Source organism: Mesorhizobium sp. M7A.T.Ca.US.000.02.2.1, assembly GCF_003996995.1.
GTDB lineage: Bacteria > Pseudomonadota > Alphaproteobacteria > Rhizobiales > Rhizobiaceae > Mesorhizobium.
In genome coordinates, this window is record NZ_RZTT01000085.1 from 1 (window position 1) to 17,956 (window position 17,956).

The window sequence follows — 17,956 nt, forward strand, 5'->3', positions numbered from 1 at the left end:
TGGCGGGACACAGCGACGGCTTGAAAACAATCATCCGCATGCGGCAACCTGTCGAGCAGTCGTGATTTCCGATGAATCGCCGGAAAGGACTTTTGAAATGATCACTTTGCCCGACACGGCCAGCCCTCTTTACGAGAAGGTGAAGGACTACATCCTGGCGAACATCGGAACGGGCCGGTGGGGCAAGGATCGCAAGCTGCCGTCCGAGAACGAGTTGGTGGCGTCGCTCGGCGTGTCGCGGATGACGGTTCACCGGGCGCTCAGAGAGTTGACCTCGGCCGGGTTCCTGATCCGCCTGCAAGGTGTGGGAACCTTCATCGCGCCGCCGCGGCCGCAATCGACGCTGATCGAGATCAACAACATCGCAGCCGAGATCGTCGAGCGCGGCAACAGGCATCGTTCCGAAGTCCTCGTCCTCGAAACCATCATGCCGACAAAGGAGCTGGCGCTGTCGTTCGAGTTTCCAAAGCGCGTCTCGATCTATCATTCCGTCGTCGTCAATTTCGAGAATGATCTGCCGGTGCAGCTGGAAGAGCGCTTCGTCAATCCGAGCCTCATTCCCGATTACGACAAGCAGGATTTTTCGAAGACGGCGACCTACGACTATCTCATGCAGAAAACCCCGGTGACCGAAGTCGAGCATATCATCTCGGCGATCCCGGCCGACGCCGAGACGGCGCGGCATCTGGGCATCGATGTCGGCGCCTGCTGCCTTTTCCTGCACCGCCGGACATGGACAGGCGCGGTGGTGGCCACCATCAGCAAGCTGACTTATGCCGGCAGCCGCTACTCGCTCGGCAGCCGCTATTCCCCTTCAAAAAGCAGCTAACGGAAGCAGGACGAATGCAAGTCGGAGCGGTTTCGTTGTCAATGTATATACATGTGCTGACGAGAACACTTTCGCTCTCGAATGGACGGGCCAAGAAGGACAACAGATGACGCAGACACCGAGTCGCACGGCGCAGATCCGGGCACTCGCGCAGCATGATGTTGCCGAAGCACAAAGCGCGCTGGCGGCATTGCTGGGCGACCTGTTCGCGATGAGTCCCCGCAATGTGCGCATCAACTTCGACAAATACAGCCTCAATTCCCTGAACGGCTTCTTCGAAGACGACGGCAAGGCCTACTTCTTCAAGTTCCATCAGGAGGAGCGGGAGGAGGCGATGACGGGCGAGTATTACCGCGCCGAGATTCTGTCGCGCGCCGGCCTGCCAGTCGACCAACCCATACACATGTCGGCGCAGCCCGGCGAGCAGATCCTTGTCTACCGCCGCCGCACGGATCCGAGATTTTCGGATGTGCTGTTCGCGCTAGATGCGCAGGACGATGCCGGCAAGCGGCAAGAAGCCGTTCTTGCCGAGCGCGACCTGTCGGCCAGGCTGCTCAAGGTCTATCTCGAGACGCTGCATCCGGTGACTGTCGCGGAGGTCTCGGCGGAGCCGATCCACAGGCTGTTTCATGAGCGGCTGATCGATGCAAACACACGCTTGTCGCCAGGCGGCCGGCTGGCCGATTTCTATGTCGGCAAGCCGTTCGTCTTTCCCGGTGCCGAGCTGGATTGGGATCGGTTTTCCCGGCTGAAATTCGTCATCAACGGCCAGCAGTACACCCACAGCGTCGGTGAGCTTTTCGATGCCGCCGCGGTGCGCTTGCGGCCCGACCGGCTCGCCGATGCCGGCGGCGTGGTCGCGCATGGCGACGCCCACAACGCCAATATCTGGTACACGGCTAAGGCGGGGAGGGCGGAGCTGTCCTTCTTCGATCCCGCCTTTGCCGGCTCGCATATCCCGACGCTGCTGGCGGAGGTGAAGGCGACGTTCCACAACATCTTTGCCCATCCGTTCTGGCTCTATGATCCAGCGACCGCGACAGAGGCTTTTCGCGCCCAGGCGCGGCTGGACGGAAATCTGCTCCATGTCGACACGGACTGGGACCTGAGCCCCGTCCGCCGCGACCTGCTGGAGGTCAAGGCGACAGCGCTGTGGCGGCCATTGCTGCTGGAGCTCAAACGGCGCGGCATGCTGCCGGCCGATTGGCGCGCGGTGCTGCGGGCCGGTCTTTTCCTCTCGCCGACGCTGGTCATGAACCTGCGGGCCGGCGTGCGCAGCCACACGCGGGTCTCCTCCCTCATTGCCTTCTCAGTCGCGGTCATGGTCGGCAGCGAACCCGTTGCCGAAGCCGATCGGGTGACGGGTTTCCTCGATCGGATCGATCCGGAAAAGCGTGAAAATTGAGTCTTTCCAACTTGTATATGCATGTATGTATTTTAGCCTTGACATCCGCTCCCGCTGACGCTGAAATATCCTCGCACTTCACCATGAAGTGGCAGGTAAGACGCCGAGGCACAGTGCCGCAAGAGCAGAAACCCGCAGTCTCACCAGACCGGCTACCTTAGTCAGAAAAAGCGGTCTGATCATCAAGGGGAACAAAGATGATGCGTAACCTAACAGGACAATTTCGCGCGCTCGTGATGGCCGCCGCCATCGGGCTGGCCACCGCCCCGGCAGCCTACGCAGCCGATGCGGCCATTCCCACCACGCCCGAGGCAGGAGCGTTCAAGATCGGCATCGAGCCCTGGCTTGGCTATGGCCAATGGCATGTCGCCGAGGCCAAGGGCCTGTTCAAGACAAACGGGCTGAGCGACGTCCAGATCGTCAATTTCGCCGAGGACAAGGACATCAACGCAGCACTTGCAAGCGGCCAGCTCGACGCCGCCAACATCGCGACCCACACGGCGATGGGCATGGTTGCGGCCGGCCTGCCGGTGAAGATCGTGCTGCTGCTCGACGTCTCCATGACCGCCGACGCCATCATCGCCGGCAAGGACGTCACCTCCATCGCGGACCTCAAGGGCAAGCAGGTGGCCTTCGAGGAAGGCACGACGAGCGACATCCTGCTCAAATACGCGCTCGCCAGGAACGGCATGTCGATCGACGATGTGAAGCCGGTTCCGATGCCGGCGTCCGACGCCGGCAGCGCCTTGATCGCCGGCCAGGTGCCGGTCGCGGTGACCTATGAACCGTACCTCACCGTCGCCATGGCGCAGAACAAGGACCTCAAGCTGCTGTTCACCGCCGGCGAGGATCCCGGCCTGATCAGCGACGTGCTGGTGGTGCGTGACGAGGTGATCAAGTCGCGGCCCGGCCAGGTGCTGGCCATGATCAAGAGCTGGGACGCGGCGCTCAAGGACTACAATGCCGACACGCCCGGTGGACGCGCCATCATCGCCAAGGCCGTCGGTTCGGACGTCAAGGACCTCAACACCGCCTTTGACGGCGTGCGCTACTACTCACTCGCCGAAAACAAGACGGCGCTGACCGGCGATTTCACCACCAAGACCTTCGCCGATGTCGAGGCCGCCGCCAAGAACGCCAAGCTGCTGCAGGCCGATGTGACGCCGGAGCAGATGATCGACCCGGCCTTCGTCAAGGCAGCGGAATGACCAAGGCCGGATCGCGGTGGTGACACAGATGCCCGGGGAGCGACCGGCGGCAGGACCGATCGCGAAACCGGCGAGGCGCCGCCGATCCTCCGGGATCGGCGTGCCCATCGCCAGGTCGCGCTTCCTGATCATCGCGGTGGCCGTGTTCGTCGGGCTCGGCCTTGCCTGGTGGGCGGCGACCGGACTGGGGTTGGTAAAGCCGATCTTCCTGCCGTCGCCGGGCAGCGTAGCTATGCAGATCGCCAAGCTCGCCGCCGACGGCACGTTGTGGCTGGACCTCAAAGCCTCGATGTACCGTATCTCCATCGGCTTCCTCATCGCCTCGGCCCTGTCGATACCGATCGGCGTGCTGATCGGCAGTTTCCGTTCCTGGGAAGCGGCCATCGAGCCGCTGGTGGATTTCATCCGCTACATGCCGGTCGTCGCTTTCGTGCCGCTCTCCATCCTGTGGGCGGGCACCGGCGATTCGCAGAAATTCCTGATCATCTTCATCGGCACCTTCTTCCAGCAGGTGCTGATGATCATGGACAATGTGAAACGGGTTCCAGCCGATTTCATTGGCCTTGGGCGTACACTCGGCTTGCCGGATCGCAAGATCCTGACGCGCATCGTCGTTCCCAGCGCCTTGCCGGGCATCTGGGATACGCTGCGCATCAGCCTGGGCTGGGCATGGACCTGGCTGGTGCTGGCCGAACTTGTCGCCGCGACTTCGGGGCTCGGCTATCGCATCACCGTGTCGCAGCGGTATTTCCAGACCAACACGATCATCGGCTACATCCTGCTGCTTGGCCTGCTCGGCCTCATCACCGACCAGGTGATGAAGGCGCTGGAAAAGGTGCTGTTCAAGCAAGAGGGCCGCTCGCAATGAGGTCCAGCCGATGAGCCCCCCCAAATTGCGGATCGCCGGTCTCCACAAGAGCTTCGGCACCGGCGAGCGGCGCACGGAAGTGCTGCGCGACATCAACCTCGATCTTGCCGACAACGAGTTTGTCTCCCTGGTCGGCACGTCGGGTTGCGGCAAGAGCACGCTGCTGTCGATCGTGGCCGGACTGCAGGACTTCGGCGCCGGCGATCTCAGCATCGATGGCGCGCCGATCCTGCAGCCGGGTCTCGACCGTGGCGTCGTCTTCCAGTCCTACACGCTGCTTCCCTGGCTGACGGCGCGGCAGAACATCGAATTTGCCCTTAAGGCCGCCGGTTACGATCGCCCGACCTGCCGCAGGATCGCGCTGGAGCATCTCGAACTCGTCAAGCTGTCCGACAGCGCCGACCGCTATCCGGCCGAACTCTCGGGCGGCATGAAACAGCGCGTCGCCATTGCGCGCGCGCTTTCCTACCGGCCCAAGATGCTGTTGATGGACGAGCCATTCGGCGCGCTCGATGCCTTGACCCGGCATCAGATGCAGGAACTGCTGACCCAGATCTGGGAGGAACACAGGTTGACCGTCCTGTTTGTCACTCATGATGTGGAGGAGGCCGTCTATCTGTCGGACCGCATCGTCGTCATGGGGATCGGCCCGGGACGCATCACGCAGACCTTCAACGTCGATATTGAGCGCCCGCGCCGCGAAGAGGTGATGGAAAGCCCTGCATTCATGGATCTGCAGCGCGGCGTGCACAAGGCCATCCGCGAGGGTTCAAAACGCCCCGAAATGGCGTAGGCGCCTGTGGTCATCAGTAGGCCCAATCACGTCGCCTTGCCGACCGCCGCATCCAACTCCAGCTCGCCTTCCGAAATGTCGTCGAACGAGGCGTAGTTCATGTTGTAGAGGCGGGCGTAGAGACCTTTCCTTGCCATTAGCTGTTCGTGGTTGCCGCTTTCGACAATCTCGCCGTTCTGCAGCACGATGATGCGGTCGGCGCCGCGGATGGTCGCCAGACGGTGGGCGATGACCAGGCCGGTGCGGCCTTCCAGCAGGGTGATCAGCGCCTTCTGGATCAGCATCTCGGTGTAGGAATCGATGCTGGCCGTGGCTTCGTCGAGCACCAGGATCTTTGCATCCGCCACCAGCGCACGCGCAAAGCTGATCAGCTGGCGCTGGCCCAGCGAGAGATTGCCGCCGCGCTGCTCGAGTTCGGTATCGTAGCCATCTGGCAGGTTCTCGATGAAATCGTGCGCGCCGACGGCTTGTGCGGCGCGCACCACCTCTTCGCGGCTGGCTGATGTCTTGTGGTAGCGGATGTTTTCCAGCACCGAGCCGGAGAACAGGAACGGCTCCTGCAGAACCATCGCCACCTGATCGCCGAGCGAATCCTGGGTCAGGTCACGCACATCATGGCCGCCGACCAGAACCTCGCCCGACCAGACATCGTAAAAGCGGTGCACCAGCGCCATCGAGCTCGACTTGCCCGACCCGGTCGGGCCGACCAGGGCCACGGTCTCGCCCGGATTGACGCGAAACGAGATGTTCTTCAGCACCGGCTGGTTCGGCCTATAGCCGAAGGTGACGTTCCTGAACTCGACCGAGCCGTCCATGTCGCGCGACAGCGCGATAGCACCGTCCTTGTCGCTGACGTCGACCGGCACGTCGAGCACTTCGGAGATGCGCTGGCCCGAAGCCATGGCGCGCTGCATGACGCTGTATTGCATGGTCAGCGAGCGGATCGGGTCGAAGAAGCGCTGGATGTAGAACAGGAACGCCACCATGACGCCGATGTCGAGGCTGTGCGACAGCACCATCGAACCGCCGACGACGATGACGGTCGCCATGGCGATGCCGGTCAGCGTGTCGACGATCGGCACCATCACCTGCGCGTATTTCGCCGAGGTCAGATGGGCATTGAGATTGGCCAGCACCTTCTCGTCGTAGAGGTCGAAATTGACGTGCTGGCGCTCCAGGCTCTGCACCGTGCGCACGCCGTGGATGCCTTCCGCCAGCGCGCCATTGGCGATCGAGTTGGTTTCGTGCGCGGCCATGAAGGCGACCTTGGCGCGCGGCAGCCAGAACAGGCGCACGATGAACAGCACCGGCATGGTCGACAGCGTCAGCAGGCCGAGCCGGAAATCCAGCCACAAAAGCACGCTGACGATGCCGAACAGCAGCACGATGTCGCCCACCGACATGACCGACGTTTCGAGGAATTCCTGCATCGAATTGACGTCGCCCTGCAGGCGCGACATCAGCCGCCCGACCTCGGTCTTGTCCATGAAGCTCAACGAGACACGCTGCAGGTGGCTGAACATGGCCCGGCGCAGGTCGGAGAGCACGTTCTCGGCCACTTTGCCGACGACGCTTTCCTGCACATAGGAGGCGGCATAGTTGATGAGGATGATCGCCGAGAAAGCGCCGATCGCGGCGATGATCACCGATTGGTCGAGCTTGCCTGCCGTCATGCCGTGGTCGATGGCGTAGCGGATGACCAGCGGAATCGCCAACTGGGTCAGCGTGAACACCAGTACGGCGGCGACCGAGATGAAGATCCGGCTCTGATAGGGCTGCACGAAGCTCCAGATGCGCCTGACGATGCGGGGGTCGTAGGCCTTGCCGAAGACTTCTTCCTCGTCGCGATGCGAGCCCACGACGGCCCTTGTCGGCCGGCGGCTGGTATCTTCCTTGTCGTCGTCGGCCTGTGTCGACATCACGCGGCTCCCGCCACGACAGGCCGCTCATCGTCCGGCCGCAGCTGCAAATCGTAGAGCGCGCGATAGCGGCCACCGAGCGCCAGCAGTTCCTTGTGCGTGCCGCGCTCGACGATCCGGCCGCCCTCGACGAACAGGATCTGGTCGGCATGCATCAGCGAGCTCAGCCGGTGCGAGATGATGAGTGTGACGCGGTCCCTGGCGAAGCGCTTCATCGCCGCCCGGATGCGCTGTTCGGTACCGGCGTCTATGGCCGCGGTCGAATCGTCGAAGACCAGCACCGATGGCCGCAGCATCAGGCTCCGCGCAATGGTCAGGCGCTGCCGCTGGCCACCGGAAAGCGACGCGCCGCGCTCGCCGACGACCGTGGTGTAACCGGCCGGGAGGCCCATGATGTAATTGTGCAGCTGGGCGTACTCGGCTGCCTGCCCGATGCGTGTCTCGCGCGCCCAGGGATTGCCATAGGCGATGTTGTTCTCGATCGAGGTGGTGAACAGGAACGCATCCTGCTGCACGACGCCGACGGCCTTGCGCAGCGATTTCAGCGTCACCTCACGAATGTCCTGGCCGTCGATGGTGATCGAACCCGAAGTGACGTCGTAGAAACGCGGGATCAGATGCGCGATGGTCGACTTGCCGCTGCCCGGTGGGCCGACAATGCCGATGGTCTCGCCGGACCGGGCCTCGAAGGAGATGCCGGACAGTGTCGACCGGCCGCCCGCGCCCTCATAGCGAAAGCCGACATTGTCGAAGCGCAGCACGCCGTCGCTGACGACGAGATCCCTGGCGCCGGGCGCGTCCTCGATGTCGAGCTCGGCGTCGAGCAGTTCGAACAGCCGGGTGCCGCAGGTCGAGGCGCGCGCGAAGGAGTTGACCATCAGCCCGAGCTGGCGCACCGGCATCTGCAGGATGGTCATGAAGGTGAGGAACTGCGCCAGCGTGCCGACGCTGATCTGGCCTGCGATCACCTTCTGGCCGCCGAACCACAGGACCAGCCCCATGGCGGCCAGGAACGAGAAATTCATGGCGCTGGTGTTGGCGACGCGGATGTCGACGCGCTGATTGGCGAGGTCCAGTGCATCGCGCTTGGCGCGATCGAATTTTTCCAGCTCATGCCGCTGCGCTGCGAAAGCGCGCACGACACGGATACCGCCGAGGTTCTCATCCATCACCCGGCTCAGCACCGAGAGGCGCTCCTGCAACGTCAGCCAGGTGCTGCGCAGTTTGAGCTGGGTGACCGAGGACCGCCAGGCGACGAAGGGCACGAAACTCAGGCTGAGCAGCCCGAGCACGGGATCGGTGCTGATCAGGAGATAGGCGCCAACGCCGATCAGCACGCCGAGCAGCACCACGCGCAAAATGCCAGTGGAAAAGAACATGCGCACGCCGTCGAGATCGAGCAGGCCGAGCGTGATGAGATCGCCGGTGTGGACCCTGTCGTGGTAGGCGAAGCTCAGGCGCTGGATCTTCTCGTAGAAAGCCAGGCGCAGTTCATAGCCGGTGCGGTGGCCGACGGCCTCGCCATAGTAGTTCTGCGCCATTGTGAAGAGGCCGCGCAGGATCGAGACGACGAGCAGCGTCAGCGCCGTATTCCACAGCGCCTGTTCCGCGGCAGCGCCGGCACCCGCGGCCATGACGCCCTGCGCCTGGTCGATGGCGCGGCCCAGCAGGCGGGGAATGAAAAGCTGCAAGGTCGCCGCAATAAAGGTCGAGACGATGGTGATGGCGACCTGCCAGGGATGGCGCAGCGTCATGCGCACGATGCGGAGCAAGGTGCTGAGGCCCTTGCCCCAGGAGGCTTCCGCCACATGGGCAAACGATTTGCCGCGCTCCGGCGCGCCGCCGATTGCTTGCGTGTTCAAGGGAAATATCCAAACCAATCCGGAGGTTAGTCCGGACTAATAAAGCAGACTCAATTCAGATGGCGCGATGTTACGCGTGTCCGACTTGGCCGTTCAAGAGCCAATTCCGGTATCGCACTGTGCCTGAACGGAAAGCGAGCATGCGACTGCGATCCGGCTGGCACCAACGACGGAATCCTCTTGCTGAGGGCGTTGGCCGGACGAGGCCAGCATCCGGCTGTACGCAAGCGACGGCCGGACGGCGTGCGATCTTCCATCCGGCCGGAATCCGGTCTGCTAGAGCCGGATGATTTCAGGTCGAATCGAGCTGAAATCTGAATCCGTCTCTAAATCAAAGAGATAGAGTATGATGTCGTCCGAAAACCGCTTCACACTTTTCGGCATCATGCTCTAGGCAGGTATCAGGACGGCGATACGATGGACGCCGACCTCCTTGCTTGTGTTCGTGGCCTCGTCGGTCTTGCCTTTGGCGCAGGTGTACATGTCGCCTTCCTTGAGCTTGAATTCCTTGTCGGCTTTCTTGATCGTGAATGCGCCTGAAGTAATGGTGCAAACCATGTCATTATCCATCACCATCTGAGGCGCGTGTGCGCCGGGCTGGAACACCACGTCGACGATTGCGATGCTCTTGTAGGCGGGAATGTCGGAGTCGCCGGTGCTGACCTCAACCACCCTGACACCGGGCGCAATCTCCTTGCCTTCCTTCGGGCCGTATTTCTTGACCTTCGCTGATGCCGCCAGGGTGAACAGAGGCGTTATCGCGGCAGCCGTCACACCGAGAGCAATTGCAGACCTGCGATTTATGGTTTTCATTGCATCCTCCCACATGTTCGTCACGAACGAATGTGCATGACCACAATATATTAGCATGAACGAATATATTTGTATGCGAGGAAACACCCAAGCCCAGCGCGGGACCAGGAACTCCGGGCTTCCAGTGTCGGCAAATCAGCACGCCATGACAATGTTGCACCGCCTCGCCAGCCGTCGGAGAGGTTCCATCCATCGGACGACCTGCCTGCCGCTGAAACCGAGTTGCTGCGGACCTTCGGACTGCTGTTGAGCCGCTCAAAAACCCTGGCCGTGCCGCCAGCAGGCGATCCGGTGGCCGGCCGCGACCTCCATGGCTGATGGTTCCGCCTTTCGGCAGTCAGGCAGAACCAGGGGGCAGCGGTCGGCGAAGGCGCATCCGGTGTTCGGGACACCGGTGGCCTCGATCTCGGCTGGAGCGGATAGTTTCGGCTCGGCCTCATCGGAAGAAGCGGCTAGCAGCAGGGCGGTATAGGGGTGGTTGGGGCCTTTGAAAATCTGGTCGGATGAACCGGTTTCGACCAGGCGTCCGCGATAGAGCACGCCGATCCTGTCGGCCATGTAGCGCACCACCCTGAGGTCGTGGCTGATGAACAGATAGGTCGTGTCCTTGTCGCGCTGCAGGTCGTTGAGCAGGTTGAGAACGGTCGCCTGGACGGAGACGTCGAGCGCGGAGGTCGGTTCATCGAGCACGACGACCTTCGGCACGCCGGCGAAGGCGCGCGCGATCGCCGCCCGCTGCCGTTGGCCCCCGGACAGCGAGCGCGATTTCTGCTCGGCCGTGGCGCCGGCGAGACGGACCGATGCCAGCAGGTGGCCGACGCGGGCTCTCACCTCGCTGCCGCGCAGCCCGGCGAGCCGGCGCAGCGGGCGGCCGAGGATGCGGCCAATCCGCTGGCGCGGGTTGCGCGTGCGATCCGGCGACTGGAAGACCATCTGCACGTCGCGGCGTTCGGCAAGGTTTCTCTTCTCGACGCGCGGCGCGACCGTCCTGCCGAACAGTTCGACCGATCCGGCGCTGGGCGCCTGCAGGCCGGTGACGATCCTTGCCAGTGTCGACTTGCCGGAACCGGACTCGCCTATCAGCCCGAAGGTTTCGCCCTGGCCGATGTCGAGATCGATGCCGTGCAGCACTGGCTGGCTGCCGAAGGCATGACTGATGCCTTTGCAGGCGATCGCGACCCGGCGTTCTTTTGGCAAGCCGGCGTCTTCGCCTTGGGCTATGGGGTGCGCTGGCACGCCGTCCGTCTCCGCCAGTCTTCCGTCCCGCTTGGTGTAGTTGAGCGCCGGGATCGAGGCGATGAGCGCCTTGGTGTAGGCGTGAGAGGGGTTGTCGAAGACATCGCCCGCAACGCCGCTTTCGACCACGGTTCCCGCCTGCATCACCGCCACCCGGTCGCAGGAGCGGCGGATCATGTTGATGTCGTGGCTGATCAGCAGGATGCTGGTTTTGTGATCCTTGCGCAGGTCGGAGAGGATGGCGATGATCTCGGACTGGACGCTGGCGTCGAGCGCCGTCGTCGGCTCATCCAGCACCAGCAGCGACGGGTCGAGCGCAATCGCGATGGCGATGTTGGCGCGCTGCTGCATGCCGCCGGAGAGTTCGTGGGGATAGAGATCCAGCACACGCTCCGGATGGCTGACGCGGACCCGGCCGAGCAGTTCGGCCGCACGCTCGCGCGCCTCGTCGAGGCGAACCGGGCGGTGCCGCATGATCGTCTCGGTGATCTGCCGGCCGATCGTCATGCTTGGATTGAGCGCCGCGCCCGGATGCTGGTAGACGGCCGCGATTTGATTTCCCCTGAGCCGGCGCAGTTGCTCGGCGGAAAGGTCGCGGATTTCGCGGCCCTGGAATTCAAGCGCTGAGGCCGCGATACGGGCGTTCTTCGGCAGATAACGCAGGATGGCGAGCGCCACAGAGCTTTTGCCCGATCCTGACTCGCCGACCAGGCCGAGCGCTTCGCCTTCGCGGATGTGCAGCGACACGCCGCTGACGGCGGGATGCGATCCCTTGCGCCCGTCATAGGCGACGGACAGCTGGTCTACGTTCAGAACCGAGGAGGACATGGAGACTTGAAACCACTTTCTTCGAGCGCTGCCATCGAGGGCAATCGCTTCCGCTTTCGGAGTGCATTATCTCTATAAAATTACTCGGATTAAGCCGAAGCGCAATCTACCTTTCATGCCTCAGGAGAGATTGTCGCCGTCTGCCGAGGCAGCGCGACGGTCTCCGGAGCAGATCTGGAAGGAGGCCGTCATGGCTCGAGACCACATGATCCTCAGCGCATTCTTCTTCAACCCGCAGGGCGATCACCGGATGTCGTGGCGCCATCCGAGGGCGCCGAGGCGGGAGGTGCTGGACTTCGAATTCTACCGCGATCTCGTGCAGGCGGCCGAGCGCGCCAGGATCGACACCATCTTCGTCGCCGACCACGTTTCGATTTGGGATTCGGTCAAGAGCGGCGTCGCCCACTACGCCAATGCCCGCCTCGAACCGCTGACGCTGCTCTCGGCGCTGGCGGGCGTGACCAAACATATCGGCCTGATCACCACGGCATCGAGTTCCTACAGCGAGCCCTACAATGTGGCGCGCATGTTCGCCTCGCTCGACCACATCAGCAAGGGCAGGGCGTCGTGGAACGTCGTCACCTCGGCGATGGACGAGGAGGCGCGCAATTTCGGCCGCGACGGCAATATCGAACATGCGTTCCGCTACGAGCGTGCGGCCGAATTCCTCGATATCGTCAAAGCGCTGTGGGACAGCTGGGAAGACGAGGCGCTGCTGATCGACAAGGCGTCGGGCTATTTCGCCGACCCCGACAAGGTCCATCCCATCGATCACAAGGGCAAGCACTTCAAGGTCCGCGGCCCGCTCAACGTCTCGCGGCCGCCGCAGGGCCATCCGCTGATCGTCCAGGCGGGCTCCTCGGAGGACGGCAAGAACTTCGCCACCGCCCAGGCCGATGCGCACTTCGCCATCTACAGCACCAAGGAAGATGGCATCAAATACCGTCAGGATATCAACGAGCGGCTGGCCCGCCACGGCAGGCGGCCGGAGAGCTTCAAGATCCTGCCCGGCATCCTGCCTGTTGTCGCCGCCTCCGAAGCAGAAGGCCGGGAAAAGCAGGAATACCTGCAGACCTTGCTGCCGGATCAGGTCGGCATCGACCTTCTGTCCAGCTGGAGCGGGTTGGACCTGTCGCTGTTCCCGCCGGACGGGCCATTGCCGCCGCTGCCGGACGAGAGCACGTTCAACGGCGGACGCACGTCGCTCAACCGGGTCAAGCAATGGGCGAAGCAGAATCTCAGCCTGCGCGAGATCGCCCGCAAACTCGCCAACAGCGGTTCGGTGCCGACCGTCGCCGGCACGCCGGTACAGATCGCCGACCAGCTGCAGGACTGGTTCGTTTCCGGTGCCGCCGACGGCTTCAACCTGATGTTCCCGCTGCTGCCCGAGGACTGGGTGAATTTCGCCGACCAGGTGGTTCCGGAGCTGCAGCGGCGCGGCGTGTTCCCGACCGAATACGCGCCGGGAACGTTGCGCGACCGCTTCGGCCTGGCGCGACCAGCCAATCGCTTCGCCGAACGACGCGACAATGCGCGCGCGGTGTCCTGACGTCAGGCCGGGAGAACGATCATGACCGTTGCACCAAGATTGCAGCCCCGCGAAGCCACCGCGCCGCAGCTCGTCAATGTCCTGCACAGCCCCAAGCGCGTGCGCGTCAAGTTCGGCGGCCGCACCATCGCCGACAGCCGCAACGTGCTCGTGCTGCGCTCCAACCATTTCCTGCCGATCTATTTCTTCCCGCCGTCAGCGGTCGACCCGTCGGTGCTGAGACCCTCACTGCATCGCGAACCGCACCCGGTCGGTGGCGAAACCGCCTATTGGGATATCGACAGCGGTGACAGGCGCAGCGCCAACGCGGCTTGGGCGTTCGTGTCGCCACCGGATGAAAACCTGGCGCCTCTGGCCGGCCGCATCGCCTTCACCTGGAAAGCCGTCGACCAATGGTTCGAGGAGGAAGAGGAAGTCTTCGTCCACGCCCGCGATCCCTACGCACGCATCGATGTGCTGCAGAGCTCCAGCCATGTGCAGGTCTGGTTCGACGGCGAGCCGATCGCCGACAGCCACCGCCCGGTTCTGCTGTTCGAGACGCATCTGCCAACGCGTTTTTATCTGCCCGCGGAAGACATCCGGCTGGAGCGGCTGACGGCGTCCGTTACAACGACGCGATGTCCTTACAAGGGCATCGCCTCCTATTGGTCCGGCCTGCTGAGCGACGGCTCGGTGCGCCCTGACATCGCCTGGAGCTACCGGGATCCCATAGAGGAAATGCCCAAGATCAAGGGCCTCATCGCGTTCTATCCGCAGGCCGTCGACCGCATCCATCTCGACGGCGAACCCGTCGCATAGGTTTTCAATCTTCATTTCAAAGCAGGGGTTTGACATGACCAAACGCAGAGATATCGACGCAGTTCGCAACCTGTCGGGGGACATCTGGAATGTCGCCGTCGATGAATATCAGGGCGGCTTTCTCAAACGCCGCGATCTCCTGAAATATGCAGCACTGCTCGGCTTGACCGGCTTTGCCGCCTCGCAGGGGCTTGGAGATGCGCGCGCCGCGACTGCTGCCGGCGGCACGGTGCGCGTCGGGCTCGGCCAGCCGACCAAGGCGATCGATCCGGTTTCGGTCACCGATCCGGCCAGCATCGGGGTGATCAGCCAGGTCGGCGAATATCTGATCCTCGACGATCCGAAGGATGGTCTGCAGCCGAAGCTGGCTCTGTCCTGGGAAGCAAACGAGACAGCCAGTCGTTGGACCTTCAAATTGCGGCCAGGGGTGAAATTCCACAATGGCCGCGCGGTCACCGCTAGGGATGTTGTGGCGAGCTTCGAGCGGCTGGTCGATCCGGCCAGCGGCTCGTCGGCGCTGTCCGCCTACAAGGGCATCCTGTCCAAGGGCGGCGCCAAGCTGGTCGACGACGAAACCGTCGCCTTCGATCTCGACGGCCCAAACAGCAACTTCCCTTTCTATGTCTCCTCAGACGTCTACAACGCCGTCATCCTGCCGGCCGACTATGCCGGCGATTTCGAGAAGACGTTCAATGGCACCGGCCCGTTCAAGCTGGAATCCTTCCGTCCCAAGCAAGGCGCAAGCTTCGTGCGCAATGAGGACTACTGGGGCGACAAGGCGCTGCCCGACCGGGTCGAGATCAAGTTCTTCGACGACGAGCAGGCGCAGGTGCTGGCGCTGCAGGCCGGCCAGCTCGACGTCATCCCGAGCACGACGCGCCTGGAGCTGGCGATCGAGGGCAATCCCAATTTCAGGCTGCTGAGCGTGCAGGCAAGCTCGCATGATCAGGTGCATCTCAGAACCGACCAGGCGCCGTTCACCGACAAGCGCATCCGCCGCGCGCTGGCGCTCACCATCGACCGCGAGGCGGTGGTCAAGGGCCTGCTGAAGGGCCGCGCCATCGTCGGCAACGACACCCCGTTCGCGCCGATCTTCCCATCGGCCGATCCGTCGGTGCCGCAGCGCCAGCAGGACATTGCGGAAGCCAAGCGGCTGCTCGGCGAGGCGGGTGTGCCGAACGGCTTCGAGGTGACGCTGACCACCGAGCGCGCCTATGACATTCCCGACTATGCGGTGATCATCCAGAACTTCGCCAGGAAGGCCGGCATCGACGTCAAGCTCAACGTCCTGCCGCAGGACGCCTATTACGGCTCGGCGACCTTCGGTAGCTCGCCCTGGCTGGATTCGGTGCTCGGCATCACCGACTACGGCCATCGCGGCACGCCCGACATCTTCCTCAACGCCACGCTGAAGAGTTCGGGAGCCTGGAACGCGGCGCATTTCAACAACCCGGCCTATGATGCGCTGCTGCTCGACTACTCTAAGGCGCGTGATCTGCAGGCACAGCGCCTCGTTGCCGGCAAGATCCAGACCTTGCTGCTCGACGAGACGCCGGCGATCATCAGCTACTTCTCGCAATACAGCCGGATCGTCAGCTCGAAGGTCGAGGGCGTGCGCTTCACCGCGATCTCGCATCTGCTGCTCGACCGCGTTTCCTTCGTCCAGGCATGATCGCGACATGCTGACCGGTCGCATTCTGTCAGCGCGTCTGGGCACACTTGTCCTCACGCTGTGGCTGGTCAGCATCCTGGTGTTCTTCGCCGGGCAGGTCCTGCCCGGCGATGTCGGCCGTGTGATGCTCGGGCCTTTTGCCGATGCGCAGGCGGTGGCGGAACTGAACAAGCGGCTGGGCACCGATCAGCCGGTTCTCGTCCAGTACTGGCTCTGGTTCAGCAAGGCCGTCACCGGTGACTTCGGCACCTCGCTGTCGATGCGCGGGCCGGTGGCGCCCTTCGTGCTGGAAAGCCTCAAGCGCTCCGCCGCCCTTGCCGGCATTATTCTGATTTTTCTCATTCCGCTTGGCGTTGGTGCCGGCGTCGTTGCCGGTCTCAATGCGGGCCGCTTGATCGACCGGCTGATCGTGATGGCAGGCGCCTCCTTCGGCATTGTGCCTGATTTCGTTTCTGGCCTGATGCTGCTCATCGTTTTCGGCCTGTGGCTGAACTGGTTCCCGATCTCCGGTGTTGCGCCCGATGGCGCGGGCTTCTGGACGCATGGCTATTATCTGATCCTGCCGGCGCTGCCGCTGGTGCTGAACCTTGCCGGCTACATCGCCCGGATGACGCGGGCAGGGGTGATCGAGGCAATGGCCGCCGATTATACGCGCACCGCCGTCCTGAAAGGGCTCGAGCGGCGCGAGATCATCTTTCGGCACGTGCTGCGCAACGCGCTGACGCCGACCATCGCGGTGCTGGCGACGCAGACCGGCTACATGCTTGGCGGGCTGGTGGTGATCGAGGCGCTGTTCGGCATCCAGGGGCTTGGCAATCTGGTTCTGAATGCGGCCAAGGCACGCGATTTCCCGATGCTCGAGGCCGGCGTGCTGGTGATGGCGGCAATCTTCGTGCTGTCGGCGGCGGCCGGCGACCTCGTACTGGCGCTGCTCGATCCGCGGCAACGCCGCCGGACCTCGCCATGACGGATCTGGCCGAGTTTCCCGCACCGAGGCGCGCCGTGGCCGGCTTTCCGGCAGTGCGCCGGATCCGCAGTGCTTTCGCCGGATTGCCGCCGTCGGTCGTGGTCGGATCGCTGCTGCTTCTGTTCTGGGTCGTGTGCGCCATAGCAGGCAACCTCTTCGTTCCCTACGATCCCTATGCCGAGGATTTCCTGGCGATGCTGACGCCGCCCGACGCGCTGCACTGGTTCGGGACCGATCAGCTCGGCCGCGACGTGCTGTCGCGCATTGTCGTCGGGTCGCGCGACATCCTGCTGGTTGCGCCGCTGGCGACGCTGGCCGGCGTTGCCGCCGGCAGCATCATCGGCCTGGTGCTCGGCTATTTCGACGGCCTGGTCGATGCCATCGGCGCACGGCTGCTCGATACGCTGATGGCGTTTCCGTTCATCGTTCTCGTCACCATGACGCTGGTGGCGATCGGCCCATCGAACCTCACCGTCATCCTGGTGATCGGCATCGCCTACGCGCCGCTGGTGGCGCGCACCGTCCGCGCCGCCGTGCGCGAGCAGAAGGAGCGCGACTATGTCAGCGCCGCGCGGCTTGGCGGCGAGGGCCCGCTCGCCATCATGTTTCTGGAGATACTGCCCAACATCAGGGAAACGATCTTGATCGAGCTGGTCACAAGGCTGGGCTACGCGTTCTTCTCGATCGCGACGCTGAGCTTTCTCGGCCTCGGCATTCAGCCGCCATCGGCCGATTGGGGGCTGGCCGTCGCCGACGGCTACGGTTTCCTGACCGGCGGCAAATGGTGGGTCGTCGTCTTCAATTCCGCGGCAATCGTCTCGCTGGTGATGGCAACCAATCTGATCGCACAAGGCATCGGCGCCTTCGAGAATAGCGATGCATGAGCCTGGATTGGGCGCGTCGAAAAATCTCTTTTGCATTGAAGCCTGACGCGCATCCTTATATCGCATGGCTATGAAGAAAATCGGTTTCCTGTCGTTCGGGCACTGGACGCCCTCGTCGCAATCGCAAGTGCGCTCGGCATCGGACGCGCTTTTGCAATCCATCGACCTCGCCGTCGCCGCCGAGCAACTGGGCGCGGACGGGGCCTATTATCGCGTGCATCATTTCGCCCGCCAGCTCGCTTCGCCGTTCCCGCTGCTGGCAGCCGTCGGCGCCAAGACCAGCCGCATCGAGATCGGCACCGCCGTCATCGACATGCGCTACGAG

15 protein-coding genes are annotated in these 17,956 nt (G+C 63.4%); 11 read left to right on the forward strand and 4 right to left on the reverse strand.

Annotation, left to right across the window (positions count from 1 at the left end; translation table 11 throughout):
• The first annotated feature begins 97 nt into the window (after window positions 1-97).
• The 5 genes from hutC to EOD15_RS10920 all read left to right on the forward strand — a co-directional run bounded on the left by hutC (window position 98) and on the right by EOD15_RS10920 (window position 5,103).
• Window positions 98-829: a histidine utilization repressor gene (gene hutC, locus EOD15_RS10900; RefSeq protein ID WP_013530484.1), complete on the forward strand. Its 732-nt coding sequence runs from the start codon at window positions 98-100 to the stop codon at window positions 827-829.
• Between the two features lie 106 nt (window positions 830-935).
• Window positions 936-2,234 carry a hypothetical protein gene (locus tag EOD15_RS10905; protein WP_127322337.1) on the forward strand — a complete coding sequence of 433 codons (1,299 nt, stop codon included), beginning with the start codon at window positions 936-938 and terminating at the stop codon, window positions 2,232-2,234.
• 200 nt (window positions 2,235-2,434) lie between these two features.
• Complete coding sequence (locus EOD15_RS10910; protein WP_127322338.1) at window positions 2,435-3,442, forward strand: ABC transporter substrate-binding protein; 1,008 nt, start codon at window positions 2,435-2,437, stop codon at window positions 3,440-3,442.
• A 28-nt stretch (window positions 3,443-3,470) separates the two neighbouring features.
• The gene (locus tag EOD15_RS10915; protein ID WP_127322339.1) at window positions 3,471-4,310 is read left to right on the forward strand and encodes an ABC transporter permease; all 840 of its coding nucleotides are present in this window, start codon (window positions 3,471-3,473) and stop codon (window positions 4,308-4,310) included.
• A gap of 10 nt (window positions 4,311-4,320) precedes the next feature.
• Window positions 4,321-5,103, forward strand: coding sequence for an ABC transporter ATP-binding protein (locus EOD15_RS10920; RefSeq protein WP_127408478.1), 783 nt, complete (start codon window positions 4,321-4,323; stop codon window positions 5,101-5,103).
• 26 nt (window positions 5,104-5,129) lie between these two features.
• Here the strand turns inward: EOD15_RS10920 and EOD15_RS10925 are convergent, their stop codons facing one another.
• The 4 genes from EOD15_RS10925 to EOD15_RS10945 all read right to left on the reverse strand — a co-directional run bounded on the left by EOD15_RS10925 (window position 5,130) and on the right by EOD15_RS10945 (window position 11,761).
• Entirely contained in the window at window positions 5,130-7,022 is a 1,893-nt protein-coding gene (locus EOD15_RS10925; protein WP_127408479.1) for an ABC transporter ATP-binding protein, read from the reverse strand.
• Window positions 7,022-8,884, reverse strand: coding sequence for an ABC transporter ATP-binding protein (locus tag EOD15_RS10930; RefSeq protein WP_127408480.1), 1,863 nt, complete (start codon window positions 8,882-8,884; stop codon window positions 7,022-7,024). The genes EOD15_RS10925 and EOD15_RS10930 overlap by 1 nt, the downstream gene beginning before the upstream one ends.
• 390 nt (window positions 8,885-9,274) lie before the next feature.
• The gene (locus EOD15_RS10940; protein WP_245463643.1) at window positions 9,275-9,712 is read right to left on the reverse strand and encodes a hypothetical protein; all 438 of its coding nucleotides are present in this window, start codon (window positions 9,710-9,712) and stop codon (window positions 9,275-9,277) included.
• A 240-nt stretch (window positions 9,713-9,952) separates the two neighbouring features.
• Window positions 9,953-11,761 (reverse strand): ABC transporter ATP-binding protein, encoded by a 1,809-nt coding sequence (locus EOD15_RS10945; RefSeq protein ID WP_127408481.1) that lies wholly within the window; start codon window positions 11,759-11,761, stop codon window positions 9,953-9,955.
• Window positions 11,762-11,951: 190 nt separating this feature from the next.
• On the opposite strand from EOD15_RS10945, the gene EOD15_RS10950 reads away from it, so the two are divergent.
• From EOD15_RS10950 to EOD15_RS10975, 6 genes are all read left to right on the forward strand, one after another.
• Entirely contained in the window at window positions 11,952-13,310 is a 1,359-nt protein-coding gene (locus EOD15_RS10950) for an LLM class flavin-dependent oxidoreductase (protein ID WP_127320794.1), read from the forward strand.
• Window positions 13,311-13,331: 21 nt separating this feature from the next.
• Complete coding sequence (locus tag EOD15_RS10955) at window positions 13,332-14,108, forward strand: DUF427 domain-containing protein (RefSeq protein ID WP_127320795.1); 777 nt, start codon at window positions 13,332-13,334, stop codon at window positions 14,106-14,108.
• 34 nt (window positions 14,109-14,142) lie between these two features.
• On the forward strand, window positions 14,143-15,780 hold the full coding sequence (locus EOD15_RS10960; RefSeq protein WP_127320796.1) for an ABC transporter substrate-binding protein: 1,638 nt from the start codon (window positions 14,143-14,145) through the stop codon (window positions 15,778-15,780).
• A gap of 7 nt (window positions 15,781-15,787) precedes the next feature.
• Entirely contained in the window at window positions 15,788-16,747 is a 960-nt protein-coding gene (locus EOD15_RS10965) for an ABC transporter permease (protein WP_127320797.1), read from the forward strand.
• Entirely contained in the window at window positions 16,744-17,631 is an 888-nt protein-coding gene (locus EOD15_RS10970) for an ABC transporter permease (RefSeq protein WP_127320798.1), read from the forward strand. Before EOD15_RS10965 ends, EOD15_RS10970 begins: the two co-directional genes overlap by 4 nt.
• Window positions 17,632-17,701: 70 nt before the next feature.
• Window positions 17,702-17,956: LLM class flavin-dependent oxidoreductase (locus EOD15_RS10975; RefSeq protein ID WP_185928989.1), on the forward strand; the 255-nt coding region annotated here is incomplete at its 3' end.